Annotated in this window: 14 protein-coding genes and 18 pseudogenes; 10 read left to right on the forward strand and 22 right to left on the reverse strand. The window is 74.1% G+C overall.

Annotated elements, in window-relative coordinates; translation table 11 throughout:
* Both FF86_RS20895 and FF86_RS20900 read right to left on the reverse strand, forming a co-directional pair.
* A complete protein-coding gene (locus tag FF86_RS20895) occupies nt 1-1686 on the reverse strand; it encodes a hypothetical protein (protein ID WP_242419202.1) in 1686 nt (561 codons plus the stop codon).
* Between the two features lie 32 nt (nt 1687-1718).
* Nucleotides 1719-2693, reverse strand: a complete 975-nt coding sequence (locus FF86_RS20900) for a lysophospholipid acyltransferase family protein (protein ID WP_044887245.1) — start codon at nt 2691-2693, stop codon at nt 1719-1721.
* A gap of 528 nt (nt 2694-3221) precedes the next feature.
* Between FF86_RS20900 and FF86_RS53930 the strand changes: the two genes are divergently transcribed.
* The 5 genes and pseudogenes from FF86_RS53930 to FF86_RS20915 form a co-directional block, all read left to right on the forward strand.
* A partial coding sequence (locus tag FF86_RS53930) for a carboxylesterase (protein WP_242419203.1) occupies nt 3222-3613 on the forward strand: 392 nt, incomplete at its 3' end.
* A gap of 1 nt (nt 3614) precedes the next feature.
* Nucleotides 3615-4019: pseudogene (locus tag FF86_RS53935) on the forward strand (alpha/beta hydrolase); the annotation flags it as partial.
* A gap of 103 nt (nt 4020-4122) precedes the next feature.
* Nucleotides 4123-5112, forward strand: coding sequence for a hypothetical protein (locus FF86_RS20910; RefSeq protein ID WP_055868423.1), 990 nt, complete (start codon nt 4123-4125; stop codon nt 5110-5112).
* A 251-nt stretch (nt 5113-5363) separates the two neighbouring features.
* A pseudogene (locus FF86_RS53940) lies at nt 5364-5553 on the forward strand (TIGR00300 family protein); the annotation flags it as partial.
* 12 nt (nt 5554-5565) lie between these two features.
* Nucleotides 5566-6629: pseudogene (locus FF86_RS20915) on the forward strand (TIGR00300 family protein); the annotation flags it as partial.
* Between the two features lie 42 nt (nt 6630-6671).
* Here FF86_RS20915 and FF86_RS20920 read toward each other — a convergent pair.
* From FF86_RS20920 to FF86_RS53955, 7 genes and pseudogenes are all read right to left on the reverse strand, one after another.
* On the reverse strand, nt 6672-7772 hold the full coding sequence (locus FF86_RS20920; RefSeq protein WP_242419204.1) for an ROK family glucokinase: 1101 nt from the start codon (nt 7770-7772) through the stop codon (nt 6672-6674).
* The gene (locus FF86_RS20925) at nt 7769-8539 is read right to left on the reverse strand and encodes a hypothetical protein (RefSeq protein WP_128423372.1); all 771 of its coding nucleotides are present in this window, start codon (nt 8537-8539) and stop codon (nt 7769-7771) included. The genes FF86_RS20920 and FF86_RS20925 overlap by 4 nt, the downstream gene beginning before the upstream one ends.
* A partial coding sequence (locus FF86_RS20930) for an ArsA family ATPase (RefSeq protein ID WP_242419205.1) occupies nt 8536-9539 on the reverse strand: 1004 nt, incomplete at its 5' end. The genes FF86_RS20930 and FF86_RS20925, both read right to left, overlap by 4 nt.
* Before the next feature lies 1 nt (nt 9540).
* Nucleotides 9541-9750 (reverse strand): annotated as a pseudogene (locus FF86_RS53945) (ArsA-related P-loop ATPase); the annotation flags it as partial.
* A gap of 6 nt (nt 9751-9756) precedes the next feature.
* On the reverse strand, nt 9757-10191 hold the full coding sequence (locus FF86_RS20935; protein WP_009742916.1) for an SRPBCC family protein: 435 nt from the start codon (nt 10189-10191) through the stop codon (nt 9757-9759).
* A 153-nt stretch (nt 10192-10344) separates the two neighbouring features.
* Nucleotides 10345-10646 (reverse strand): annotated as a pseudogene (locus FF86_RS53950) (metallophosphoesterase family protein); the annotation flags it as partial.
* 1 nt (nt 10647) lies between these two features.
* Nucleotides 10648-11112, reverse strand: a pseudogene (locus FF86_RS53955) (metallophosphoesterase); the annotation flags it as partial.
* Nucleotides 11113-11476: 364 nt separating this feature from the next.
* Here FF86_RS53955 and FF86_RS53960 point away from each other — a divergent pair.
* The 3 pseudogenes from FF86_RS53960 to FF86_RS53970 form a co-directional block, all read left to right on the forward strand.
* A pseudogene (locus tag FF86_RS53960) lies at nt 11477-12238 on the forward strand (AMP-binding protein); the annotation flags it as partial.
* A gap of 1 nt (nt 12239) precedes the next feature.
* A pseudogene (locus FF86_RS53965) lies at nt 12240-12417 on the forward strand (long-chain fatty acid--CoA ligase); the annotation flags it as partial.
* Between the two features lies 1 nt (nt 12418).
* Nucleotides 12419-13038: pseudogene (locus FF86_RS53970) on the forward strand (AMP-binding protein); the annotation flags it as partial.
* A 223-nt stretch (nt 13039-13261) separates the two neighbouring features.
* Here the strand turns inward: FF86_RS53970 and FF86_RS53975 are convergent.
* The 4 genes and pseudogenes from FF86_RS53975 to FF86_RS20960 form a co-directional block, all read right to left on the reverse strand.
* Nucleotides 13262-13628, reverse strand: a 367-nt coding sequence (locus FF86_RS53975) for a glycosyltransferase family 4 protein (RefSeq protein ID WP_242419207.1), incomplete at its 5' end; no start/stop codon positions are given.
* A gap of 1 nt (nt 13629) precedes the next feature.
* Nucleotides 13630-14398, reverse strand: a pseudogene (locus FF86_RS20950) (glycosyltransferase family 4 protein); the annotation flags it as partial.
* 164 nt (nt 14399-14562) lie between these two features.
* Entirely contained in the window at nt 14563-14808 is a 246-nt protein-coding gene (locus tag FF86_RS20955) for a hypothetical protein (protein ID WP_044887254.1), read from the reverse strand.
* Nucleotides 14809-15144: 336 nt separating this feature from the next.
* Nucleotides 15145-16455, reverse strand: coding sequence for an NYN domain-containing protein (locus FF86_RS20960; RefSeq protein ID WP_044887255.1), 1311 nt, complete (start codon nt 16453-16455; stop codon nt 15145-15147).
* Nucleotides 16456-17214: 759 nt separating this feature from the next.
* On the opposite strand from FF86_RS20960, the gene FF86_RS20965 reads away from it, so the two are divergent.
* Nucleotides 17215-18345: a DUF4352 domain-containing protein gene (locus FF86_RS20965; RefSeq protein ID WP_242419213.1), complete on the forward strand. Its 1131-nt coding sequence runs from the start codon at nt 17215-17217 to the stop codon at nt 18343-18345.
* 80 nt (nt 18346-18425) lie between these two features.
* On the opposite strand, the pseudogene FF86_RS53980 reads toward FF86_RS20965, so the two are convergent.
* The 4 pseudogenes from FF86_RS53980 to FF86_RS54000 form a co-directional block, all read right to left on the reverse strand.
* Nucleotides 18426-18575, reverse strand: a pseudogene (locus FF86_RS53980) (HIT family protein); the annotation flags it as partial.
* 1 nt (nt 18576) lies between these two features.
* Nucleotides 18577-18821, reverse strand: a pseudogene (locus FF86_RS53985) (HIT family protein); the annotation flags it as partial.
* 61 nt (nt 18822-18882) lie between these two features.
* Nucleotides 18883-19000: pseudogene (locus tag FF86_RS53990) on the reverse strand (VOC family protein); the annotation flags it as partial.
* Between the two features lie 41 nt (nt 19001-19041).
* A pseudogene (locus FF86_RS54000) lies at nt 19042-19296 on the reverse strand (VOC family protein); the annotation flags it as partial.
* 337 nt (nt 19297-19633) lie between these two features.
* On the opposite strand from FF86_RS54000, the gene FF86_RS20980 reads away from it, so the two are divergent.
* Nucleotides 19634-21394, forward strand: coding sequence for a DEDD exonuclease domain-containing protein (locus FF86_RS20980; protein ID WP_044887271.1), 1761 nt, complete (start codon nt 19634-19636; stop codon nt 21392-21394).
* 111 nt (nt 21395-21505) lie between these two features.
* On the opposite strand, the pseudogene FF86_RS54005 reads toward FF86_RS20980, so the two are convergent.
* The 5 genes and pseudogenes from FF86_RS54005 to FF86_RS54025 all read right to left on the reverse strand — a co-directional run.
* A pseudogene (locus FF86_RS54005) lies at nt 21506-21864 on the reverse strand (cytochrome b); the annotation flags it as partial.
* Nucleotide 21865: 1 nt separating this feature from the next.
* Nucleotides 21866-22572 (reverse strand): annotated as a pseudogene (locus FF86_RS54010) (cytochrome bc complex cytochrome b subunit); the annotation flags it as partial.
* Between the two features lies 1 nt (nt 22573).
* Nucleotides 22574-22910, reverse strand: a pseudogene (locus tag FF86_RS54015) (cytochrome b N-terminal domain-containing protein); the annotation flags it as partial.
* 199 nt (nt 22911-23109) lie between these two features.
* A partial coding sequence (locus FF86_RS54020) for a ubiquinol-cytochrome c reductase iron-sulfur subunit (RefSeq protein ID WP_242419208.1) occupies nt 23110-23352 on the reverse strand: 243 nt, incomplete at its 5' end.
* Nucleotide 23353: 1 nt separating this feature from the next.
* Nucleotides 23354-23942 (reverse strand): annotated as a pseudogene (locus FF86_RS54025) ((2Fe-2S)-binding protein); the annotation flags it as partial.

The raw sequence follows: 23942 nt of genomic DNA on the forward strand, positions 1-23942 counted from the left end.
TCAGTCTCCTCTGCCGGCCGGATCGGCGGGAACCGACGCCTGCCCCGGGGCCACCGCCGGCTGCCAGTCCGCCGGGTCGGCCGGCGCGGGACGGGGGTCCGGCGACGCCGAGTCCGGCGCCGACCAGCCGGAGCGGCCCGAGCGACCCGAGCGCCGGCGCCACGGCCGCAGCACGAACGCGAGCGGCGCCGCCGCGCCGGCTGCCCCGACGAGTGGCAGCACCCACAGCAGCGGTCCGGAGTAGTCGTCGTCGCGGCGGTCGGCGGCCGCGGGGGCGCCCGACCCCGCCGACCCCGCCGCGGGTCTCGACGAGGGGACACAGCCGCTCGCGCCCGCGGCCGCGGGCGCGCTCACCTGCGGGCCGGCGGTGGCTGGGGAGACCCGGACGTCGACCCGGGCCGCCCCGGGCTCGGCCACGACGCACAGCAGGCCCGCGCCCGGTGCCGAGGTCACCCGCGCGCCGACGACCTGGACCTGATAGCCCTGCGGGTAGGACCACGCCGGCACGCTGATGGCCGTCGCCGTGCCGGGCGCGAGGGAGCTCCCGGCGGGCGCGGCGGTCCGGTAGGTGACCGTGAGGACCCGCGCGTCGTCGAACCGCAGCGACTCGGGCGTTCCCGCGACGGCCACCGGGTACGGACGGACGATCTCCGCCGGGGCGGCCGGGAGCGGGCCGCCACCCAGGGCTTGCGGCGGGTCGGTGCCGACCGTCCCGCCCGTGCCGCTGGGCGCGTCGTAGAACCAGCTCAGCCCGAACGCGTCCGCGGCCGACACCAGGCCGCGCACCGCCGCGGGCGAGCCGTCCTTCCACCCGATCAGGTAGCCGGTCGGGTCGTTGACGGCGACGCTGGCGGCGGCGTCGAACGGCGCCGGGCGGTCCCGCCACAGCAGGTGGCGGGGGTCCTGCGCCGTGACGGCGTCGGTCAGCGCCGGCCCGGCGCCCGCGGCGGCGGGGACCTCGTAGCCGATCAGGCCCGGCTCGCCGCGGAACCGGGTCGCCAGCCGGCCGAGGCCGGTGGCGAGCGTCGCGTTCGACAGCACCTGGCCCCGGACAGCCGGGACGAGCCGCAGCACGACTCGCATCCCGCGGCCGGTGAACGTGCGGGCCAGGCCCGCGACCTGACCGAGCCCGGGATCGGACGCGGCGCGCGCGACGGCATCGGGCACCGGCCAGCCGGCGGTGACCGGGAAGCGGCCGCCCGCGGCCACCGGCACCGCGAGGCGCACGCCGCTGAAGCCATAGCCGATCCAGGTGTCGAGGTCGGCGGCGGTCGGGGTGACTCCGGCCGGCACCGTCATCCCGCGGATGACGACCGCCCGGTGCTCGCTGTCGGTCAGGTAGGACCCGGAGCGGCCGATGGTGCCGGCGGGGGCGGGGCCATCGGCGGGGGCGGGGCCATCGGCGGGGGCGGCGGCGAGACCCGCGGGACCCGGTGCCGTCGGGAACGCGGTGACCGCGGCCGACGGTGTGGGCGCGGCGAGCGCGGCCGGGCCGACCGCGACGAGGCAGCCGGCGAGCGCACCGAGCGCGAGCAGCAGCGTGGCGGCCCGGCGGGAGCCATGGCGCGCGTCGGCCGCGCCGGTGCGACGACCACGACCCGGCCGCGGACCCGGAACGCACCGCCGCCGACGCATGCCGGCCGACCGAGCAACCGCCGCCGACAAAGGACCGAAATCGCCACGCACGCGACCATCCTGCCGTGTTGCTTGCAGCCGGGTCAGACCGCCCGGTCGACGTGGTCGTCGGAGCCTCGCGGAGGAGCCGACGCGGCCACGGGCCTGGCCGGGCGTTCGCCCGCCACCGCGGCCGGCCCCGAGGGGACTCCCGGCACCGTCCCCGCCGCCGGCACGTGTCCAGCCGCCGCCGGTATCTGCATCGCCGCCGGTGCCGTCCCCACCGCCGGTGCCGTCCCCACCGCCGGTGCCGTCCCCACCGCCGGTGCCGACCCCGCCGCCGGTGCCGGTGCCGACCGTCCACCCGGCACCGAGGTGCCAGCGGCGCGGGCGGCGGCAATCTCCTCCTTGGCCCGCTTGGCGTACATGTCCACGTACTCCTGGCCCGACAGGGCCATCAGTTCGTACATGATCTGGTCGGTGATCGACCGCAGCACGAACCGGTCATCCGCCATGTCGGCGTAGCGGGAGAAGTCGAGGGGCCGACCGACCCGCATCCCGATCCGGCGGATCTTCGGCACGAGCTGACCGGGCGGCTGCACCTCGAACGTGCCGATCATCGCGACCGGGATCACCGGCACGCCGGCCTCCAGGGCCATCCGGGCGACGCCGATCTTGCCGCGGTAGAGGCGGCCGTCGGGTGAGCGGGTCCCCTCCGGGTAGATGCCGATCAGCCGGCCCTGGCGCAGGACGCGCACGCCGGAGCGCAGGGCGCCCTCGCTCGCCTTACCGCCGCTGCGGTCGATCGGGATCTGGCCGGCGCCGCTGAAGAACACGCGCTTGAACCAGCCCTTGACGCCGGCCTCGGTGAAGTAGTCGCTCTTGGCCAGGAAGGTCACCCGACGCGGGATCACCACCGGCAGGAAGAAGTGATCCAGAAAGGAGAGGTGGTTTCCGGCGAGGATCGCGGGACCCTGCACAGGAATGTTCTCGGCTCCCTCCACCCACGGACGCCAGAACACCCGAAGGATCGGCGTCAGGACCGCCTTGAGCACCCAGTAGAACAAGACAGCTCCCACCTGGTCACCGCCGTCAGACGACGCCCGCCGGGGGCGGCCGTGGCCGGGCCGCCCGTCTCCATCCGCCGACGCCGATCACACCAGACCCGAGCATCCCACCGCGCGCCAGGTGGGGCACGGCGGCGCTCCGCAGCTCGCGGACTGCGACGGTACGCGAGCCGGGCGGCGGACGCGGCCCGGCCATGGTCGCCGACGTAGGGGAGCCGCCCGCAAGCCTGGGGATCGGCCATCATCACGTCCATCTAACGCTCGCGCGGCCCAGGTGGTGCCCACCCCTCCCGGCTCGGCGCCGATGGCACCGGACTCGCGAGACGCGCGCGGACAGGCCCGCACCTATATCATCCCAGCCGGGGCGTTCTCGGTCCCTGCGGGCTCCTGGCGTTCCGACGGCGTCCGCACGACCGTGAGATACGTACGACCGTGGCCTCAACCCGCGGACCGTGCGAGCATACGTTTACCGGCGCTTTCCTTTCACGCCGCCCGCGACGTGGCAAGCGGGCGGGCCCAGGGCACGAAGGGCGGATCACGATGGCGGGCTCCACCGGCACAGCCGTCCTACCTGGTGCCGAACCGTTCGAGTTCACGGGTGGCCCGGTGGGCGTCCTGCTGGTCCACGGGTTCACCGGTTCTCCGGGCAGCATGCGGCCCTGGGGCGAGTCCCTCGCCGCCGCCGGGCTGACCGTCTCCTGCCCGCTGCTGCCGGGTCACGGCACCCGCTGGCAGGACATGGTCCCGACCACCTGGCCGGACTGGTACGCCACCGTGCAGGGCGCGTTCCTGCGCCTGCGGGCGGACTGTGAGCAGGTGTTCGTCATGGGCCTGTCGATGGGCGGGACGCTGACGCTGCGGCTGGCCGAGGAGCACGGCTCCGACATCGCCGGCGTGGTCACGGTGAACGCGAGCCTGTCGACCGAGCGGTGNCACGCCGCGCTCGCCCCACTGCTCGGGCGGTTCATCCCAGCCGTGCGCGGCGTTGCCGGCGACGTGAAGGCCACCGGCGTGCCCGAGGTCGGTTACGACCGGGTGCCGCTGCTCGCGTTCGCCTCGCTGCGCAAGCTGTGGGGGGTCACCCGCGGCGACCTCGGGCGGATCGACTGTCCGGTGCTCGCGTACCGAAGCGTCGTCGACCACGTGGTGGAGCCGAGCTCGGGGGCGATCCTGCTGGCCGGGGTGCGCGCGCCGATCGAGGAACGGCTGCTGCCGGACAGTTGGCACGTGGCAACCCTCGACAACGACAAGGAAACGATCTTCAAAGGCAGTCTGGACTTCGTCCAGCGGCACGCGGCGCGCGCGCTCGTGCCCGACACCCCCCGCGACGATGGCTGAGCCTCCGCCGGCGCCGGGCCAGGGCGAGCCCCGGCCGTCCGCGGCGGGCGCGGCGGAGCCCGACCGTCCGGTGGCGGACCGCGGGGCGGCGGCGGGAGCTGGTGTGTCACCCACCGGGTGCGGCGCCGCCCTGCCGGCCGAATCCGGCGTGGCCGGGAATGCAGGCACGCCCGCGGGCGGCGAGGCATCCGGCGTGGCCGGGAATGCCGCGGGCGAGGGGCATTCCGGACCCGCCGGCGCCGCTGCGGCGACCCCCGAGGACCCCAGCCCGACCGGGCCGCCGTCCTCGGCCGCCCCGCCAGCCTCGATCCACCCGCCGGCCTCGATCCACCCGCCGGCCTCGATCCACCCGCCGGCGTCGCCTCACCCGCCAGGTCTGCCGTCCTCGACCGGGCGACCGGACGCCGCGGCCGGCGCCCTGGGGAAGCCGGAGGCGGACGGGGGTGTCGCCGCCGAGCGCGGCCCGGCCGGTTCGGCCGACGGGGAAACGCCCGGGCCCCGGCCCGAAGAGCCCGCCGCGCGGTCGACGCCCCGTTCCCAGGAGGCCGACGACGCGGCCTTCCTCGATCTCATCGCGCGCTTCGACGACGAGCCGGAGACCCGGCGGTGGCCGGCGGCGGAGGACCTCGGCGACACCCGTCGCCCCACCGTGATCATCCTGCGTCCGCCGTTCGAGCCCGGTGTTCCACCCGCGCCGGACGATCGCACCGATCCCGGCCTGGACGATGCGCCGCCCCCGGGGCTGAATCCGCCCGGCATCGGCGGCGGGCGCGGCGCCGACCCGGCCGACTTCGTCGTGATCGACCTCGGCGGATCGGCGGACGCCCCGGCGGACCCGCAGGACGATCACTACGTGCCGCCGCCGGCGCCGCCCCTGCCCCGGATCCGGCCGGTGACCCGCTGGGCGCTGGGCTCGATCGCCCTCGGGGTGGTGTTCCTCGTCGTGCCGACCCTGATCGGCTTCAACCAGTCCCGCGCGCAGGATGTCACCGGCGTGCTGCTGATCCTCGGTGGGGTCGGCACCCTCGTCGCCCGCATGGGTGACCGACCGCCCACCGATTTCGACGGCCCCGACGACGGCGCGGTGATCTGACCGCGACGGTCCGGGGCGTGAGCCGCCGCGATGAACCTGCGGCGGCGTACCGGCGGTGCGGCCTGCGTCGGTGCGTGGCCGCGCGGTCGGGGCGCGCGCCCTCCGGACGTTCTCGTGCCCCGGCCGGATCCCGGGAACGGTCACACCCCGGGGCACACCGGAGGGAAGGCAGGGTCGGTGCGTGGCATCGGGCCTGAGGACGACGTCGGCGTGGCAGCCGTCGTACTGGCACCGAAGGGAAGGCGTTGGGCGTGCGTTACCACGAGAAAGTCGAGGTGCACGGGCACCTCATGGACACCGGTGTACTGGCCCGGGTGCTCGACGACGTACTGGACTACGGCGGCGACTACCGGGTGGATCACATCGACCTGGGGCGCAGCCACGATGACGAGTCCCACGCGGTCGTCACCGTCGGCGCCGATTCGCCGCGGCGGCTCATGCNCATCCTCATGNGGATCCAGGTCCACGGCGTGAACAAGGTCGAGGCGGGCACGGCGCGCTGCGAGGCCGCGGACCGCGACGGCGCCTTCCCGCCGGACTTCTACTCGACCACGAACCTGGAGACCGTCGTCCATCTCGACGGCCAGTGGGTCCCGGTGGAACACCCCGAGATGGACTGCGGCCTGGTCGTCTCCGGCGGGCGGGTGCGCACCGTACCGGTGACGGACGTCCGCGCCGGCGACATGATTGTCTGCGGGGTGGACGGGGTGAAGGTCGTCCTGCCGGTCACCGACCACTCCAGCCGGATCTACGCCGAGTACGAGGCGCTCGGCGCACCGCTGCCGAGCTCCACCCAGCCGCAGGCGGTCCTGGTGAAGGCGATCGCCCGCCAGGTCCGCGAGGTCAAGGCCGAGGGCGCCCAGGTCCTGTGGGTGGCCGGGCAGACGGTCGTCAGCACCGGCGCCGCACCCGCGCTCGTCGCCCTGGTCGAGGCCGGCTACGTCGACGTCCTGTTCACCGGGAACGCGCTGGCGACGTTGGATGTGGAGGCGGCGCTCTACGGCTCCCCGCTCGGCCTCGGACCGCTGCGCAGCGGCCGGGTGCAGCGCGGCAGCGAACAGCACATCCGTGCGATCAACGCGATCCGCCGCGAGGGCTCGATCCGGGCCGCGGTGGAGTCCGGCGTCCTCTCCCAGGGCATCATGCACGCGATGGTGAAGGCGAACAAGACCTTCGTGCTCGTCGGCTCCGTGCGCGACGACGGCCCGCTGCCCGACGTCCACACCGACGTGATCGAGGGGCAGCGGGCGATGCGCGCGGCGCTACGCGGGGTCGGCTACGCGCTGATGGTTGCCAGCGCCCAGCACTCCGTGGCCACCGGCAACATCCTGCCGGCGTCGATCCCGGTCGCCTGCGTCGACGTGAACCCGACGACGGTGCACGCCCTCACGGAACGCACCAGCGCGCACGCCGTCGGGGTCGTCGCCGACACGGGCCTGTTCCTGGAGGAGCTCGCCGTCGAGCTGGTGCCGGACTTCCGCCCGGCCCGACCGGGGCCGGGCGGCTCTGGCATCTGAACCGGGCTGCGCAGATCCGGGCTCTGCGCAGATCCGGGCTGCTCAGATCCGGGCGAGGTCGGCGGCGCCGACCAGACCGGCCTGGGAGCCGAGCTCGGCGATGACCACCTCGGCCCGGGGCCGATGCGCGCGGCCGGGCACCGTCTGGGCGAACCGCTCCCGGGCTGGGCCGAGCAGCAGCTCGCCGGAGTCGGAGACCCCGCCGCCGATGACGAATCGGTCCGGGTCAAGCACGGCGGTCAGGCTCGCCATGCCCTCGCCGAGCCATTGGCCGATCTCGGTCAGGCAGCGGATCGCCGCCGGGTCGCCCTTGCGGGCCGCCTCGGTGACGTCCGGGCCGGTCAGCCGCTCGGCGTCACCGCCGCACGCCTCCAGCATCGCGGCGGCGGCGGACGGATCCAGCGCCGCGATCTGACGGGCAGCGCGAACCAGCGCCCGGCCGCTGGCGTACTGCTCCCAGCAACCGTGGTTGCCGCACCCGCACAGGTGGCCGTCGGGCACCATCCGCATGTGGCCGGTCTCCGCGCCGATGCCGAACGCGCCGCGGTAAAGCTCGCCACCGAGGACGATGCCGCTGCCGATGCCCGTGCCCACGGTGAGGCAGACCAGATCACGGCGGCCACGGCCGGCTCCGAACCGGTACTCGGCCCAGGCCATCGCGTTGGCGTCGTTCTCGACGACGACGGGCAGCCCGACGCGGCCGCTTACCTCGTCGCGCAGCGGCTCGTCCCGCCAGGCGAGGTTCGGGGCGAACAGGACCCGCGAGCGGTTCGCGTCGATCCAGCCGGCCGCGCCGATGCCGACCGCCTTCACCTCGTAGTCGGCGCTGAGCTCCGCGACCACGGCGGCGATGGTGTCCGCGACCTCGGACGCCGAATGACCGGGAGTCGGCCGCCGAACTGACGCGAGGACGGTGCCGGCGCCGTCGACGACGCCGGCGGCGACCTTCGTCCCACCGACGTCCACGCCGATCGTCAGGCCCGCGGTGCGCCGATCGTCGTCGACCGACGTGTCCGCGACGGCGGGCGGGAGGGGGCTGAGCGGGGCGTCCGAGCCCGTGGGACGGGCTGAGGAGGTGTCCGGGGTGCCGGGACGATCCGAGTTACCGGGACGATCCGAGCTGCCGGAAACAATGGTGCTCACGTGACATCGATCCTCTGGACGCGTGGTCTGGGCGCTGGGGCGGAACGGGTGCCCGCGGCGGCCCCCGGCCGCGGGTTCTGGTGAGTTGTGCGCCCCGCGCCCGGGGACGCGGGGGCGGCGGTCTCGTCGCGGGCGTCACCGGCGCGAGCTGTACGGGCGTGAGCTGTGCCGGGGCGAGCGCCGCCGGAGTAGGCGCTGCCGGAGTAGGCCTCGAGGGCCACGCGGAAGGCCGCCGCCAGTGATTCCGCGGCGGTCAGCAGGTGGCGGACCACCTCGGGCCGATCCCCGGCGAACATCGCCAGCAGTCGGCACAGCGGGCACGACGTGCAGGGCCGCCCGTGGCCCGCGCAGACCGCACCGCCGGCCGGACCGGCCGGAACACCGGCGTCGGCCGGCGCGCCCGCGTCGGCCCCGCCACCACCGGCCCTGCCACCACCGGCCCTGCCACCACCCGCCCCGGCACCACCGACGCCGAGCCCGCCGGCCGCGGCCCCGACACCACCGGCGACGTCGGCAACGGCTTCCCATAGGCGGCCACCCGACTCGGTGCCGGCCAGGCCCCGCAGGGCATCGACGAGCAGGGCCGCCTCGACCGCGAGCGGGCCGGGCGGCGGTGGCCGCTCCGCCGAGCGCGTACCGGCATCGCCGCTCTGACCAGGACCGCCGCTCAGGCCGGCGGCGCCACGCGGGGTGGAACCGCTGCTGGGGGTGGAACCGCTGCTGGGGGTGGGACCGTCGGGGGGCGGGTCGGCCGGGACGGACGTCATGCCCGCACCCACTGGTCAGGATCGGGCACGAACGAGACCACCAGCCGATCGCCGCGCAGCCGGGCGGCGCTGACGTCGCAGCGGCGCAGCGCCGCGGGCAGCGGGACCGCCCGGCGGAACGCCCCGACGGTGATGATCAGATCGTCACCCAGCCGGGCCAGGTCGATCTGGGAGCCGTCGACGAACGGAAGCCCGAACGACAGCGCGTACCCGTCGTCGGTGCGCTCGACCCGCGGCTGCTCGCCGGCCCCGGTCGGCGAGGCACCGAGGACGCCCGCCGGGTCGAGCTCGCCGTAGGTCGCCGCGCCGAAGGCCGCGAGCTCCTCCAGGCCGACCGGCTCGCCGGCCCGGTAGGCCACCGGGAGGATCGGGGTCGGCGCGAACGCCCCGGTGATCTCGGCGAGCGCCTCGCGGTGGGCGGCGGCCCAGCCGGCCCGCCAGGCGTCCGCCCCGGCCGGCGAGAAGATCCGGTTGACGACCACGCCGTCGAGGGTGAAGCCGTGCAGCGACAGCGCGGTGAGACTGCTGCGCGCCGCGGCCAGCGCCCCGCTCTCCGGGGTGAGCACCAGCCGGATGCTGGTGGCCGCGTGATCGGTGAGGATCGCCCGCAGGTCCACGGCGGCGCGGTGCACGCGGGAGACGGTGTCGTAGGCGGGTGCGGCGAGGTTTCCCCACCGGCCGCCGAACGCGCCCGCCCACCCGAAGCCGGGCCGCAGCCAGCGGGCGAACGCGCCGTCGGGCGGCAGCAGCCGCCGGCAGTACCACGACAGCGTCTCCGGGAAGGCGAGCAGCCGCAGCAGACCGGCGACCGGGCCACCGTCGACGATGACGACGTCGTGGTCGGCGCTGGCCAGCCCGTCACGCAGCTCGAGCAGGGTCAGCGTCTCGATGGCACCCGGCAGGAAGGCCAGCTCCTCGAGCTCGACCGGATCGACGTCGAAGGACGGCCAGGTGCCGGCCAGCACCTCGCGCACGGCCGGCCAGCGCGTGCCGACGGCGCNGCGCAGGTCGACCTGCTGGCCGGTCAGCCCGGGTTCGAGGTCGGTCGGGTCGGCGCCGACGGGGTGGTCAAGCGCGCCGGCGAGCCCGGCCGCCGGGTCGACGGACAGGACCAGGGTGCGATGACCCCGTTGCGCGGCAAGGATCGCGGTCGCCGCCGCCACCGTCGTGGTGCCGGCGCCGCCCTTCCCGGTGAAGAGCACACACCGCACGTGCGCTCAGCTCTCGACGTGCTTCTTGAGGTCCTTGAGAGCGGCATCCACGATGCCGCTCTGTACTTTCCGCCGGAGCAGTCCCGGAATTTTGATCTTGGTTTCGGCGGTGAGGTCGTAGGTGACCTCGGTGGTACCGTCACCGAGGTCGCGCAGGGTGTAGCTGCCGTCCTGCGACGACATCGCCTGCCCCTCGACCATGGACCAGGTGACCTGGACGTCGTCGGACCAGACGTACTCGTTGACGAACTCGTCCTTGACGACGACGGCGTTGATCCGGAAGCGGGCGCGCCGGGGCCGGCCGTCCGGGCCGACGTCGAGCACCTCGGCCTCCTCGATCTGGCCGACCCAGGTCGGGTACGCGGGGATGTCGGCGATCGCCCCCATCACCGCGGCGGGCCTGGCATTGATGACGATGGTCGATCGGGCGTGGTCCGCCATGGAGAGCAGCACCTCCACATTTGTCAAGCACGTCTGAAGGAGCACGGCGTCGCCGGCCCACCGGCAACCCGGATCTCTCCGGGATCCCGGATCATTCCCCGACCGATCGCCTGAGGCTACCGGAACCTGGGCCACATCTCGCAGAGCGGCTGGCTACCACTCGAGGACGAACGGGGTACCTCGGGCGTTGAAATGACCGACGTTCACGCAACGCGTTCCGTCGATCTCCAGGCTGGCGGTGAGGGGCTGATGAACGTGCCCGAAGAGCACGTAGCGCGGCCGGGTGGCGTGAATCGCCTCGAGGATCGCGACGCTGCCCCGCTCGAAGCGCCGAGCCTGGACGTCATAGACCAGCTCCGGCAGATGCGGAGGAATGTGGCAGCACAGAACGTCCACCTCGCCGACGGCGGCCACCTTCGCGGCGTAGACGTCGTCGTCGATCTCGTACGGCGTGTNCATCGGCGTCCGCAGCCCGCCGCCGACGAAGCCGAACCGCCAGCCGCCGATCGTTGTGGTCTGCCCGTCCAACAGGGTGATGCCGTCGCGCAGGTAGTCGGGGTAGAGGTGGGGCAGGTCGACGTTGCCGAACGTCAGGTAGGTCGGGGTGGGGAAGGCGGCGAACAGCCGCTCGTACTGCCGGCGGATCGCGGCCTCGACGATCTCGGCCCGGTCGCCGTCGAGACGTGCCCACAGCGAGCGCGACCACTCCCGTGCCTCGTCGAAGCGCTGCGCGGTGCGCAGCTCCACCATGCGGCCGACGGCCTCGGCGCCGAACAGATCACCCATGATCCCCCGGCTGTGATCGCGATAGTCGATGAACAGGATGAGGTCACCGAGGCAGATGAAGACGTCGGCCCCCTCGGCGGCGGCGGGCAGCGCGTCCGCCCGTCCGTGCACGTCGCTCACCACGTGGACCCGCATACCAGGAAGCTTAGGCGGCGGCGAGGGACATCCGGCCCGGTCCGGACAGGTCGGTCGACCGGCACCGTGGTGCCGTGCGACACCCGGGCCGTGGGCGGGCGGCGCCCCGTCGCGAGCAGCCACCATCCGTATGCGGACGGGTCGCGCCCCGCCCATCGTCGTCCGCACAGTCGCCAGCATCCGGCCCGCCCGCTAACGTCTGGTGCCCTGAACGGTCATCCGCCGTTCGGCGGCCTCGTCATCCGGCGGGCGCCCGAGGGCATCCGGTAGGACGCACGAGAGCACCTGGTAGGAGTAGCAGTGCGGGAGTACACCTCTGCGCCCCTGGTCACCATCGAGGACAATGCGACGCTGACGGACGCCNTGTTCCGGCACGCCGCCGCCCATCCGGACAAAATTCTCATTCGCCACAAGGTCGCCGAAGAGTTTGTCGGGATGACGACCCGCGAGTTCCACGACCACGTGGTGGCCACCGCCCGGGGACTCATCGCGCGCGGGGTGGAAACCGGCGGCCGGGTGGGGATCCTCAGCCACACCCGCTTCGAGTGGACCGTGGTCGACTACGCCGCCTGGGCGGCCGGCGCCGTCTGCGTGCCCATCTACGAGACGTCCAGCCCGAGCCAGATCGAATGGATCCTCCGGGATGCGGGGATCGAACTGCTCGTCGTCGAGAACGCCGAGCTCGCCGCGCGGGTCGAGCAGGTCCGCGGCGAGGCGCCGGCCCTGCGCGACGTGCTCGTCCTCTCCGACGGCGCGCTGGCCACCCTCGCCGCCGACGGCGCCGGCGTCGACGAGGACCGGCTGGCCGCGGCGCGCGCGCCCCTCGGTGCCGACAGTCTCGCGACGATCATCTACACCTCCGGCACCACGGCGCAGCCGAAGGGCTGCGAGATCACCCACCGGGCGTTGCTGTTCACCGCCGAGTCGTCCATCGCCATGCTGCCGGAGGTGTTCGCGCCGGGCTGCTCCACGCTGCTGTTCCTGCCGCTGGCCCACGTGTTCGCCCGGATGCTGCAGGTGGGCCTGGTGCAGGGGGCCTTCGAGCTCGCCTACACCCCGGACTCGCGCACCCTGCTGCCGGACCTGGCCAAGGTGCGGCCCAGCTTCCTGCTCGCCGTTCCCCGGGNCTTTGAGAAGGTGCACGCCGGCGCGCGGCTCAAGGCGCACAACGAGGGCAAGGGCCGCATCTTCGACGCGGCCGAGAACACCGCCGTGGCCTACAGCGAGGCCCTCGACCGCGGTGGCCCCGGGCTGCTGCTGCGGCTGCGGCACCGGCTGTTCGCCGCGCTGGTGTACGGCAAGCTGNAGGCGGCGCTGGGGGGGCGGGCCCGGTACGCGATCAGCGGCGGGGCACCGCTGGGCCCACGGCTCGGCCATTTCTTCCGCGGCATCGGCTTCACCGTGGTGGAGGGCTACGGCCTGACGGAGACCTCGGCGCCGGCGGCGGCGAACCGCCCGCACTCGGTGCGGATGGGCACCGTCGGGCAGCCCCTTCCGGGGGTGACGATCCGGATCGCCGACGACGGGGAGATCCTCATCCGGGGCGACCTGTTGTTCCGCGCCTACCACCACAACGAGACCGCGACGAAGGAGGCTCTCGACGCCGAGGGCTTCCTGCACACGGGCGACCTCGGCTCACTCGACGACGAGGGCTACCTGCGGATCACCGGCCGGAAGAAGGAACTGCTGGTGACCGCCGGCGGCAAGAACGTCGCGCCGGCCCCGCTGGAGCACGTGATCCAGTCCCACCCACTGATCAGCCAGGCGATGCTCATCGGCGACCAGCGCCCGTTCATCGCCGCGCTGGTCACCATCGACCCGGAGGGGTTCGAGCACTGGCGCGACGGCGCCGGAAAGCCGGCCGGGGCGAGCGTCGCGGACCTCGTCGACGACGTCGACCTGCGCGCCGAGGTGCAGCAGGCGATCNACGCGGCGAACGCGACGGTGTCGCAGGCCGAGGGCATCAAGAAGTTCGTGATCCTGCCGCGGGACTTCACCGTCGAGACCGGAGAGCTGACCCCGAGCCTGAAGGTCCGCCGCTCGCTGGTGATGGACCGCTTCGGCAGCTCCGTCGAGGACCTCTACGCCGGCGCGCGCCGCCCCTGAGGCACCGGGCGGCTACTGAGGCCACCGGGCCGGCCCCGGGTTGTCAGGCCGGGCCGGGTTGGCCGCCGAGCAGCGAGCGCAGCTCGGCGGCGAGCACGTCCCAGCGCCAGCGCTGCTCGACCCACGCCCGCCCGGCGGCGCCCATCGACGCGGCCCGGTCCGGGTCGGCGAGCAGGTCCCCGACGGCTCGCTCCACCGCGCCGAGGTCGGTCCCGTCGACGACGAAACCGGTGCGCTGGTCGAGCACCGCGTCAGGGGCGCCACCGCTGTTCCCGGCTACCACCGGCAGACCGGTGGCCGATGCCTCCAGGTAGACGATCCCGAGCCCCTCCACCTCCAGCCCCCCGAGCCGGGACCGGCACGGCATCGCGAACACGTCGCCGGCCGCGTAGTGCGCGGGCAGCTCCTCCNACGGCACCGAACCGGTGAACGTGACGTGCTCGGCCACGCCGCTGTCCCGGGCAAGCCGTTCGAGGTCCGCGCGGTGCGGACCGCCACCGACGACGAGCAGCGCCGCCTCCGGCACCCGGCGCCGCAGCGCCGGCAGGGCACGCACGAGCATGTCCTGCCCCTTGCGGGCGACAAGCCGGCTCACGCACACCACCACCCGCCGTCCGGACAGCCCGTATCGGCGGCGGGTCTCCTCCCGCCCGGCGCCCGGGCCGAACAGCGTCGCGTCGACACCGCTGGGCAGGCGGGCGAGCGCCGGGTGGGCGCCGAGCGCGGGCCCGATCCTCGTCCGGGTGTAGTCGGTGAGGTAGGTGACGACGTCCGCGGTCGCGCCGATGCGGCGCAGCAACTGGCGCGCGGCCGGCAGCGCCGCCCAGCCGACCTCGTGCCCGTGGGTGCTCGCCACGACGCGGCGCACCGCCGTGTCCCGGCGCAGCCGTGAGCCCAACAACGCGAGCGGGGCGGCCGCGCCGAACCACACCGTGTCGCAGCCCTCCGCCCGGGCGATCTGGCGAGCCCGCCGCAGGACGTCCGGAGTCGGCAGCATGAGCGAGGTCCGGTGGCGCACGACCGGGAAACCCTGCGCGGCGTCGAACGCCGCGGCGCCCTCCCACGACGGGGCGTAGACGACGATCTCGCCGGCCGGCAGCCGGGCCGCGAAGTTGTGCACGTAGGCCTGGATGCCGCCCGGACGCGGCGGAAAGTCGTTGGTGACGGCCAGAACGCGCATCCGCCCATGCTCTCCCACGCCGACCGGCGGTCACCGCCCGGCTGGCGCCCCGCACCCGCCCGCGCAGCAGCGGGGCGAGGAGCAGCAGGGCGAGGAGCAGCGCCAGGCCGAGCCGCCGCGCGGCGCGGGGCCCCGCCAGGCCGCGACTCGACACGGCGGGCTGCTCAGCCGGCACGGCGCGGCGGACGGGCCGCACCGTGCGCGGCGGCACCGCGGGGCACCCGGTCGAGCACCGAACCGGCCAGCTCCTCCAGCGGCGGCAGCAGTCCCGCGGCCGCCAGCACAGCAAGCGCGCGGCGCTCCTGCACATCCCACGCCATGCCCCCGTCCGCCTCCCCGAACATGGCGGTGATCACACAGTCCGCGCACCGGGGGCCGCGGCCGGTGCAGGAATCGCAGTCGATCAGCATGGCACTCACCTTCCCGAGGTCCGGCCGGTGGCGGCACAACCCGCGCACCGATGTCCCGACGTGACCGACGGTAGGACCCGGGTCCGACAATTTTCGGCGGCCGGCTGGTCAGCGTGCGGCGCCTATGCCACGGACGGCTGGACGGCGGTCCGGTTCACGCCNGGGTGCCCGGACGCCTCATCCTTCGAAAAGGCAGGAGCCTGGTGGCGGTTGCGCGCCCACACACCGGCATCAACCTCCGGCGCCTCCGCCACCCACCTGCCCACAGGAGGATGCGACGCTCGGCGATGCCGGAAACTCGAGTGGCGAGCGGCCGAGATCCGTCGACCTACCCGTCTAACGGTCGAGCCGCGCCAGCAGGGCCGCCGACGGCACCGCCCGAGCGCCGGCCGCGGCGCTGTTCTCCGCCACCTCCCGGTCGGAGGTGACGACGAAGACCGGCCGGCCCTGGGGCTCCATCCGGACCAGCCGGACGATCTCCTCGTCGGCGAGCTGGCCGGGACGGCTGAACAGCACCCGAACCCCCCGGGGCATCGTGACGCCGACCGGGCGGGCGACGACCGCGGTCGCGTCGAAGACAACCGTGACCTCGCTGTCCGGGTTGCGCCCGGCGAGCGCGCCGAGCCCGGACAGCAACCGTTCCCGCTGCGCCTGCAGGGTGAGCCGGCCGTAGCCGCGCTTGGTCACGTTGTACCCGTCGATGATCAGATGCACGCCGGGCACGGCGAGCACCTCGTCGATGAGGGTCGGATCGTCGTCGGGCCGCCCCCGGGCCCCGACGAACGCCTGCGGCGCGCTGCTCGGCCCGTCGCCGCCGCGGGCGAGCAGGTCCGCCGGCCGGGCGACCATCGTCGGCAGGTCGAGCTCGCGGCGCACGCCGTGGGCCGAGGCGATGAGCGTGTCGAGCAGGACGCGCATGCGGGCGTCGTCCACGCTGCGGGAGTCGCGAGAGTCCCGGCGCGCGGCGGCCAGGGCGCTCTCCAGTTCGGCGACCCGGCCACGCAGCCGGCGCACCTCGACCTCGGCGTCACGACCGGCGGCGAGTGCCGCGTCGCGCGCCGTCTCGGCCGCGACCACCGACTCCCGCGCGGCCTGCTCGGCCCGGCGGATCTGCTCCGAGGACGCCCGCAGCCGCCGCCGGGTCTCCTCCGCCTCGGCGCGGGCCGCGGCGAGGCGCTCGCGCAACTGCCCCAGCTCACCGGCGGCGCTGCGCTGGTTCGCGGCGAGCTGCTCGGTGAGCCGGCGGATCGTCCGTTCGGCCTCGTCGGCCCGACCGCGGACCTCCGCCTCCGCGGCCGAGGCCGAGGCCAGCTCGACCAGCTCGGGCCAGTGCGGGACGCGCAGCAGGTAGGCCACCGCGGCGACCTTCTCCGGCGGGGCGGCCGGCGGGAGCCCACCGGCGGAATCGGCGGCCTCGGCCAGCTCCGGCTGGTGCCGGCGGATCCATTCGGCGACGCGGCCACGGAACACCTCGTTGTCGACGGCGGCGGCCAGCGGGATCGCGCCCGCCTTCGCCCGCCGGGACGCCTTGAACCGGCGCACCGCGACGAGCGACGGCGGCACGTCGGACTCGGGCAGATCGGCGAGTGTCTGCGCGGCGAGCTCGATGACGTACTCCCGCACGGGCGCGGGCAGCGGGCCCGTCACCGCCTGCTCCCAGCAGGGGCGGCCACCACGGACACGGTCCGGACGGATGGCGTCGAGGACACGACCGACGTAGCACCGACCATCCCGGCGGCAGGCCGGTGAGAGAAGTCATCCGGCGCGGTCGGAGCACCGACCAGGGCGGCCCGAGGTCCGAACGCGGGCAACGCGGGTCCTGGCCGCGCGCGGAATTGTCCGTCAGCGTCCGGATGACGCGGGAAAGCGGGCGGGCCGCCTCTCCGACGGCTTCTCCGACCGGCCAGACAGCAAGGCACGTAGGGACTCCGGAGCCGACGGGAAGAACGATGAAGGTACAGCCTATCGAGAGAGCTCAGAGGGCTCACACGGACCACCGGTGTGGGATCTAGGACCGGTGGGCCGCGCCGGGGCGGGCATTGTCTCACGGGAAAGCCGGCTTATGTAGCCTCGCGTGGTGCGTTCCCCAGCGTGCGATTTTTTCCAAACGCGGCCCTGGCTGCGCCGGAGAGGACCATCGTGACCGACCAGAACCCCCCTCACCAGCCCCCCGGCGGTGACGGGAGCCAGGAGACGTGGAAGCAGCCGAGCAATCCCTGGCACCAGCCCGCAGAGACGCCGAGCGGCGGCGCGGCGTCCAGCCCNTCCGGCTCGTCCGGCCCGTCCAGCCCATCCGGCCCGTCCAGCCCATCCGGCTCGACTCCCCCGCCGGCCCCGTCCTGGGGCACCGCCCCGGACCAGTCCGACGAGCAGACCCGGCTCGCCTGGTCCGCCGACACCCCCGCCATGCCGCGCGGGACCTCCCCGAGCGGGCCGCAGGCCCCCGGGCCCGCCACCGCCGGGCAGCCGTGGGCGACGGGACAGCGCCCCGGCGGGGAGCAGTCCTGGCCACCGCCGCAGCAGCCCGGCGGCGGCTCCGCAGGCTGGGGGCATTCCGGCGCGGGGCAGGCCGGCGTCGAGCAACCAGGCTGGGGGCAGCCCGGGAGCGGCCAGCAGGCACCCGACCACCACCAGGGCTGGGGGCAACCCGGTGGGGGGCAGCCGGGCGCGGACCAGCAGGGCTGGGGACAGCCGGGCGGCTGGCCGCAGGGCGGCTACCCGCCCGGTGGCACCGGCGCCTACCAGGGCGGCCCGGCCTACCAGGGGCCGGGAGGCTACCCGGGCGCGCAGGGCCCCTACCAGCAGAACCCGCCCGGTGGCTGGCAGCAGGGCGGTACCTGGCAGCAGGGCGGCGGCTGGCAGCAGGGTGCCCCGCCCCCTGCGCCGCAGCGGCGCCGCAACCCGCTGTTCGTGATCGTGCCGCTCGCCGTCGTCGCCGCGATCGTCGTCGGGGTGGTGATCGCGCTCGCGGTGGGGGGCGACGACTCGAACGACATCGCCGCGCCGGTACCGGCACCGTCGTTGAGCGCACCCGGGCTGTCGGCGCCGACGCCGCCCGTGCCGAGCGCCACCGCGACCGGCCCGATCGGCGTCTCGAACTGCGTCGCGGTCACCCCGCAGGGGGCGCCGGGGGCCGGCGCGGCGGCCATCGGCGGCTCGGGGACCGTCGTCGGCGAGGCGAACTCCTCCGTCAGCGACTTCGAGGCCCGGGTGACCCTCAACAGCGTCTGCTCGACCACCGGCAAGGTGACCGAGTACGGCGACCCGCCGACCCAGGGTGCCTACTACGTGCTCAACGTGACGGTCGAGGTGAGCCGCGGGGACACGTCTGCCTCCCCGTCGGACTTCTACATCCAGACCCCGGACGGGACGCGCTACGACGGCAGCTACGACAACGTGGAGCCGCGGCTGTCCGCGTCGACGGTGAAGGCCGGCCAGAAGGTGCGGGGCAACGTCGTCATCGACGCGCCGCCCGGGCACGGCCTGCTGCACTGGGAGCCGCTGTTCGCGGTCAGCCCGGCCACGTTCCAGCTCTGAGCCCGTCGCGGGCACACCGTCCGCCGCGGGCACACCGGGTGGGGTGGACCTTCGCCGGATCCACCCCACCCGGCCGCGCGTCAGCCGACGGCGGCGCGGATCCGCTCCGCTACGGCGTCGAGCTCGGCCGAGTCCGGGTCGTGGTCGGCGAGCGTGAAGTCGATCTGCGTCTCGTTCTCGATGGGCAGCAGGTGCACATGCACGTGGGGCACCTCCAGCCCGGCGACGAGNGCCGCCACCCGCCGGGGCCGGAACGCGGCGTCGATGGCCCGGCCGACCGTCGCGGCGGCGGTCCACAGCGCCGTCTGGACGTCGTCGGGCAGGTCGATCCAGTGGTCGATCTCGGCGCGCGGGACCACCAGCGTGTGGCCCGGCCGGATCGGCGCGATCGTCAGGAACGCCACTGTGTACTCATCGGAGTACACGATGCGCCCGGGAAGCTCGCCGTTGATGATCCGGGTGAAGACGCTCGGCATGGCTCACGACCCTATCGACCCGGTCATCAGCCCGCCGACGGGTCATCGCCACGACCGGCCATCAGACGAAGGGCCGGGCGAAGCCGGTCGGTCCGGCCGTCATCACCCGGAACTCGTTGCCCTCCGGATCGGACAGGATGTACCCGCGCTCCCCGTCGTCGTCGTACCGGGCGACCCGGNGGGCGCCGAGGGTCGACAACCAGCCGATGACCCGCTCGGNGTCGACCGCGTAGAGGTCGAGATGCAGCCGGCTGGGACCACCGCCACCGCGGGCTCCCGGCCGCAGCAACAGCTTCGGCCCCGCCCCGGCGGGATGACGCAGCAGTGCCGCGTCGTCGTCGCGCCGGTCCACCTCATAACCCAGCGCAGCGGACCAGAAGCGCACCATCACGTCCACGTTCGCGCAGTCCACTGCGACCCGCCCCACCCGAATGCCGTTCGTTTCAAACCACGCCACCTGCGCATGATTTCGCATTCCAGGCGGGTTGGCCTGCCGAGTGGCCGTCGCGTGTCTCCGGCGTGGCGCCACAAGGGCCGCGGGACAGCCCCGACGGGACCACAATGACGCCCGCAGCGGGACCCACCATGTCCCTGCCGACGCCTCCCCTGCCTCCCGTGCCCCGAGCCGGAACCCGACCCGTGGCAGAACTGTCGGCGGCGGGGCTTACCGTGACGCCGTGCGCCCGGACCCCACCCCCACCGACCGCTCCCCCACCGACCGTTCCGCCGCCGACGCCGGTCCCCTCGCCGACCTGGCGCGGGTGACCAGCCCGGCTGGCGAGTCCGCCCGGCCCCGCGCCGACCCCGCCGTCGTGGGCGTGGCCGGTGGCGTCTGCGCGCACCGGCAGGCCAGCCTCGACGAACTCGGCCGGCCGCTGTCCGATCTGACGTTCGTCGTGGTCGACCTGGAGACGACGGGGACCTCGGTGGCGACCGGTGAGATCACCGAGATCGGCGCGGTGCGGGTGCGCGGCGGCGAGGTGCTCGCGGAGATGTCCACCCTGGTCCGCCCGAGCGTGGGCATCCCGCCGATGGTCTCGGTGATCACCGGGATCACCGACGCCATGGTGGCGACGGCCCCCGCGGAGTCCGAGGTGGTGCCGACGTTCCTGGAGTTCGCCCGCGGCGCCGTGCTGGTCGCCCACAACGCCCCGTTCGACCTCGGCTTCCTGCGGGCGGCGGCGCAGCGCTGCGGCTACCCGCCGCCCACCTGGGAGCACCTCGACACCCTGCGCATCGCGCGGCGGCTGGTCAGCCGCGACGAGGCCCCCGACTGCCGGCTCGCCTCGCTGGCCCGACTGTTCCGCAGCTCGACCGAGCCCTGCCACCGCGCGCTGGCCGACGCCCGGGCCACGGTGGACGTGCTGCACGGGCTGTTCGAGCGGCTCGGCAACGCCGGCGTGCGCACGCTGGAGGAGCTGCACGAGTACAGCGCCCGGGTCTCCCCGGCCCAGCGGCGCAAGCGGCACCTCGCCGACGGGCTGCCCACCGGCCCGGGCGTCTACATCTTCCGGGACGCCGACGGGCGGGCCCTCTACGTCGGCACCTCGCGTTCGGTCCGGTCCCGGGTGCGCACCTACTTCACCGCGAGCGAGCCCCGCACCCGGATGGCCGAGATGGTGGCGCTGGCCGAACGGGTGGACGCCATCGGCTGCGCGCACGCCCTGGAGGCCGAGGTGCGGGAGCTGCGGCTGATCGCGGAGCACAAGCCGCCGTACAACCGCCGCTCCCGCTTCCCGGAGCGCACCGTCTACCTCAAGCTCACCGACGAGCCGTTCCCCCGGCTGTCCCGGGTGCGCGCCGCCCGGGACGAAGCGACCTATCTCGGTCCGTTCGCCAGCACCCGCAGCGCCGACGACGCCGCCGACGCGCTGCTCGCCGCGGTGCCGCTGCGCCAGTGCACCGGGCGGCTCTCCCCCCGCGCCCGCCGCCCCGCCTGCGCCCTGGCGGACCTGGGCAGGTGCGGGGCGCCCTGCGACGGCCGGGAGGACGTCGCCGCCTACGCCCGCCACGTCGCCGCCGCCCGGGCGGCCATCACGGGCGATCCGGGGCCGGTCATCGCGGCGTCGACCCGCCACATCGACCGCCTGGCCGACGATCGGCGCTACGAGGAGGCGGCCGTCCACCGCGACCGGATGGTGTCGTTCGTCCGCGCCGCGGCCCGCGGTCAGCGGCTGGCCGCGCTGACCGGCGTCCCGCAGCTCGTCGCGGCGGCGCCGACCGCGCAGGCCGGCTGGGACCTGGCCGTGGTCCGGCACGGCCGGTTGGTGTCCGCGGTGAGCGTGGCCCCCGGAATCGATCCGCGGCCCTGGGTCGACGCCGCGGTCGCGAGCGCCGAGACGGTGCAACCGCAGCCGGGCCCCGCGCCGTGCGCCTCCGTCGAGGAGACCGAGCGAATCGCCCGCTGGCTGGCCGGTTCCGGGGTGCGGCTCGTGCGCCTCGACGGCGAGTGGAGCTGGCCCGCGGCGGGCGCCATCCGCGACGCTCTGCGCTACGCCGACGTGCACCGCTCCCCCGACAGCCCGGAGCAGGCGGCCGGCCGGCGCGCCGAGGGCCAGCGCCCCCGCCGCTGAGCACCCCCGGCGGGCCGGGAGGCACGGCAAAGGCCGCGGGGCCGGCCCGCCGGTACGGCGGACCGGCCCCGCGGCCGGTGTCAGCTCAGCGCTGAAGGATCGGTGCCGGCGTCAGTGCTTGCCGCCGCCGACCGGTGCGCTCGGACCGCCCGGACCGGTCTCCTTCTCCTCGACGAAGAAGCCGCTCACGGCCTTGCCGGCGCGGCGGGCGAGGCCCTTGCCGTCCCCGTCCCCATGGCCGTTCGCCGACGGCAGTGCGAACCGGTCGTTCGTGACCAGCGGGTGGTCGGGTACCGGGGTCGGCTTCGGCCGGTGATCCTCCACGAACTCCCCGCTGGGGAGCTGGCGGATGATGCCGGTCTCGATCCCGTGGTGCTCGACCTCGGCGTCCTTCGCCTGCAGGGCGAGGCAGATCTTCTTGGTGACCGCGTACGCGATCGGCGGGACGATGATCAGACCGATGCGGCCGGNCCACGTCATCGCGTTCAGCGAGATGCTGAACGTCTTCGCGATGACGTCGTTACCACCCGAGATCCACAGGACCAGGTAGAAGCTGATCGACATCGCGCCGAGCGCGGTCCTGGTCGGCGCCTCCCGGGGCCGCTGGAGCAGGTTGTACGACTTGGTGTCGCCGGTGAACCTGGCTTCCAGGAACGGGTAGAGCGCCAGCAGCGTGAACAGGATGCCGGGCAGGACCGCCGTCGGCCAGAACACGGCCGGGACGGTATGGCCGAGGCCGCGGAACTCCCACGGTGGCATCAGTCGGGTCGAGCCGTCGAGGAAGCCGATGTACCAGTCGGGCTGGGACGCCGAGGAGACCTTCGACGGATCGTACGGACCGAACATCCAGATCGGGTTGATCTGCGCGAGGCCGCCGAGCAGGGCGAGCATCGCGAAGACCATCATGAAGAACCCGCCGGACTTCACCGCGAACACCGGGAACACCCGGTGGCCGACGACGTTGTGCTCGGTCTTGCCCGGACCGGGGAAGTCCGTGTGCTTCTGGTGCCACAGGATGCCCATGTGCGCGCCGATGAGGGCGAGCAGCACACCGGGCACCAGCAGAATATGGATCACGTAGAGCCGGGGCAGGAAGTTGTCGCCCGGAAACTCACCGTTGAACACCAGGAACGACGCCCACGTCCCGATGATCGGGATGGACTGGGCGATCGAGGCGGNGATCCGCAGACCGGTGCCGGAGAGCAGGTCGTCCGGCAGCGAGTAGCCGGCGAAGCCCTCGAGGATGGCGAGGATCAGCAAGCCGACCCCGATCAGCCAGTTGACCTCGCGCGGCTTGCGGTAGGCACCGGTGAAGAACACCCGGAACAGGTGGACGACGATCGACGCGACGAAGACCAGCGCGGCCCAGTGGTGGATCTGGCGGAACACCAGCCCGGCCCGGGTGTCGAAGCTGATGTCCAGCGTCGAGGCGTAGGCCCGGCTCATCTCCACACCCTTGAGCGGGACGTAGGAGCCGTTGTAGATGACCTCGGTGTTCGACGGGTCGAAGAACAGCNTGAGGTAGATGCCCGTGAGCAGCAGGACGATGAAGCTGTAGAGCGCGATCTCCCCGATCATGAACGACCAGTGGTCGGGGAAGACCTTGTTCAGGTTGCGCCGCAGCCCGGCCTGGGTGCCGAACNGCTCGTCGATGGCGCGGTTGGCCTTGCGGACCGGGGTCGGCCGCTTGACGAACTCCGGTGGGGATGCGGTTGTCATGAGCGCTCCCAGAAGGCGGCACCGACCGGCTCGTCGTAGTCACCGTTGCGGGCGTACAGGAATCCGTCGTCGTCCACGGCGATGGCCAACTGCGGCAGCGACCGGCTGGCCGGACCGAAGATCGCCCGGCAGCCGTCCAGCACGTCGAAGACCGACTGGTGGCAGGGGCAGAGCAGGTGGTGGGTCTGCTGCTCGTAGAGGCTCACCGGGCAGCCGGCGTGCGAGCAGATCTTGGAGTANGCGACGTGACCGTCGACGGACCAGTTCTCCCGCCCCTTGCGCGGCCGGTCCACACCCGGTGGCAACCGGATGAGGATCGTGGTGCTGTCCGCCTTGGTGTGCACGTCGGTCTTCGGCTTGTAGGTCGTCGTGCCGTCCGACTCGGTCACCGGGATGGCCGGGAAGACGGTCTCGATGCCGCCGATGGAGATGTCGCCGAGCTTGACCAGGCGGCCGTCCTCGGTGACCAGGCGCGCGCCCTTCACCCAGGAGGTGTGGTCGAGCTTCTTGCCCGGCTTGGAGTTGGTCAGGTTGAGCAGCGGCACCACGATCAGTCCGCCGAGCACGGTGCCGGCGCCCAGCAGGGTGCGGCGCAGCAGCGGGAAGCGGGCGAGGCCGGTGTCGGCGAAGCCGGCGGTGATCTCCGCCTCGGTGACCGCGATCTCCTCCTTGGCGGAGGTGAACTCGTGGCGCTCCTGCACGGCCTGCTCGTGCGGCATCAGCCGCTTGGCCCACAGGATCATGCCGATGCCGAGGCCACCGACGGCCAGGCCGAGCGCCGAGCCGAGGCACGGCGTGTAGTACGCCTGGTGCTTGTCCCCGACGAAGT

The organism is Frankia sp. CpI1-P, from assembly GCF_001421075.1.
GTDB lineage: Bacteria > Actinomycetota > Actinomycetes > Frankiales > Frankiaceae > Frankia > Frankia torreyi.

Excerpts from the sequence above, each read along its gene's own strand:
- FF86_RS20925 (WP_128423372.1), bottom strand. The coding sequence starts at position 8,539 with ATGACGTCCGTCCCGGCCGACCCGCCCCCCGACGGTCCCACCCCCAGC.
- FF86_RS20935 (WP_009742916.1), bottom strand. The coding sequence starts at position 10,191 with ATGGCGGACCACGCCCGATCGACCATCGTCATCAATGCCAGGCCCGCC.
- FF86_RS20955 (WP_044887254.1), bottom strand. The coding sequence starts at position 14,808 with ATGCTGATCGACTGCGATTCCTGCACCGGCCGCGGCCCCCGGTGCGCG.
- FF86_RS20965 (WP_242419213.1), top strand. The coding sequence starts at position 17,215 with ATGCCGCGCGGGACCTCCCCGAGCGGGCCGCAGGCCCCCGGGCCCGCC.